The following is a 2212-nucleotide window of genomic DNA, read 5'->3' as shown; positions in this document are numbered from 1 at the left end:
CCGGCCAATCTGTTGAACCCTTCTCCTGTCTTGAGCATGCTGTGCATGATGACCGCAAGCTTTCGGGCGAGTGCCACCGCAGCACGCTTGAAGCCCAACCGCTCACGCAGCTTAAGCCCCCAACTTTTGAGACTGCTCTCGTTGCTGGCACTGGTTCTGGTAAGGATCACCGTCGCCGCTTCATAAAGCAGCCCCCGCAGATAGGAGTCGCCTCTTCGAGAGATATGGCCATCGTAGTCGACTTCGCCTRACTGGTAGCGCCGCGTCGTCAGCCCGAGCCAGGCGCCCACCGAGCGCGACGTTTTGAAGTTGTCCGGATCTTCAATCGCGGCGACATAAGAGACGGCCGTGACGGCGCCGATGCCCGGGATCGTCATCAACAGTTTCGCAGCCCGGCTCTGGCGTGCGGCTGCGACCAACTGGCGATCAAGATCGGCCGTACGCAAGCGTATGCCGTACCAGGCGTCAAGCAGAGGCATGATGATCATGGCAAGGCCGTCATTGCCATCCAGGAGTTTCCTCACATGGCCATCAAACACCCGACCTGTTCCTTTGGGAACGATAAGRCCGAACGTCTTCATCACGCCGCGGATCTGGTTGCTAAGCTGGGTTGAGATGTTCAGGAGCTGATTGCGGGCCGTCACCAGCGTGCGCGTCAGCATGCTGTCGAAAGCCTTTACCCGGACAGGCTTGTAGAAGCCGGCTTCGGCCAGCTGCGCCAAGCCATCCGCATCATTGGCATCCGTCTTGTTGAGCGTCTCGTTCAAGACCTTTTGTGCGTGCCGCGCTTCAATGCAGATCGCCGGCACGCCTTCGTCGATCAGCSCATGATAGAACCACGTCGACAACGGTCCCGTCTCGAAAACAACGCGCTTGGCGTGCGGAGCATGTTTGCGGATCATCTCTGCCAGAAGTTTGGGGTCCGAAGCGCATTTCCCCCGCCAGATCCGCTTACCTCCCTGCCGGATCGAGATCGCAGTCTCTTTCAATGAAACATCAAGCCCGATATATTGGTCCATGGTTGCCTCCATTCGATGTTTGGGCCCGGTTCAATCGTGAGCCCGTATTGCCATCTTACCGGGGGCAACCACCCCAGCCAGCCATCATCTGATAAATATGACATGGGGTGATCGCGCCGCGATTACCCCATGTTTTGCGATAACGACATGCGTAGCAACAAAGACCTAAAGCGCGAGGAGCGGATCTGAAAGATCGCGACGCGCTTTAGCCTCTGAAGCCAAGCATCGCCAAGTCGACGAGCCTGAAAAGGCGCGAACGGGATCGGCTTGCCCGGCGCAGGGCGGCGAGGCGGGAAGGGCAGGGAGGGAACGAATGAAATCAGAGCTTTATGGCAAGGGTTGAAGCCTTCAACCTTCACTTTGGGAGACTATCATGCGTGCATTCGTTTTTGTGGTGGCGATGCTGATATCAGGCCAGGCTTTTGCCGGCTGCGAGCTCATCTCCGGTCCGTGCTGGACTGAGGGCCGCGATACCTACACGATGGAGCGGAATTCCGGCGGCAGCTACAACACGAACCGCAACGGCGATCCCTATTCGCAGACCCGGCAGAACCTCGGCGGCAGCTACACCGAAACCGTCTACGGAGGCGGTTCGCGCACCTATAATTACGATCCCTATAAGGGGTTCGACAGCAAGAAGCGCAAAAGCGGCTGGTAGCCTGGCGCGTCGCCGTCGTTGACGAGGACAAGAAAAAAGGCCGGGCGAAACTCGCACCGACCTTCCTCAATCTGTCTCGATGACGGCTGCCAGTACATCCGTGGTCAGCCGTCAGAGACAAATTTTATAATCTCTAAATAAGTGGCGATTGCGGTTATTCAAGGGCCGGACGCAGAAAAGACGCTGGTCCCGGTCGCGTGAGATCGGGGTCGCCTCGAGATCAGGGCCATGCGCTGCTCATGCATAGATCCTCCTTGGCGTGTCCTGGCGGATACGCCAAGGAGGATCTAGAGCAATTCCGCTTTTCTTCGAATCACGGAACTGCTCTAGATCTTGGTTTTCACGCAATTCCGGACGCAAAACATGGGGTAATCGCGGCGCGATCACCCCATGTCATATTTATCAGATGATGGCTGTCTGGGGTGGTTGCCCCCGGTAAGATGGCAAAACGGGCTCACGATTGAACCGGGCCCAAACATCGAATGGAGGCAACCATGGACCAATATATCGGGCTTGATGTTTCATTGAAAGAGAC

General features: G+C 57.1%; 2 protein-coding genes. One reads left to right on the top strand and one right to left on the bottom strand.

Going from position 1 to position 2212, the window contains the following annotated elements; all coding sequences use genetic code 11:
* Positions 1-1019: IS110 family transposase (locus QD408_RS27100; protein WP_414141425.1), on the bottom strand; the 1019-nt coding region annotated here is incomplete at its 3' end.
* Between the two features lie 373 nt (positions 1020-1392).
* On the opposite strand from QD408_RS27100, the gene QD408_RS27095 reads away from it, so the two are divergent.
* A complete protein-coding gene (locus QD408_RS27095) occupies positions 1393-1677 on the top strand; it encodes a hypothetical protein (protein WP_414141424.1) in 285 nt (94 codons plus the stop codon).
* Positions 1678-2212: the final 535 nt, after the last annotated feature.

This window comes from Rhizobium sp. BR 249, from assembly GCF_047445895.1.
Lineage (GTDB): Bacteria > Pseudomonadota > Alphaproteobacteria > Rhizobiales > Rhizobiaceae > Rhizobium.
Note: the sequence above shows the minus strand (reverse complement) of the source record. Positions and strands in the feature narration are given on the sequence as shown.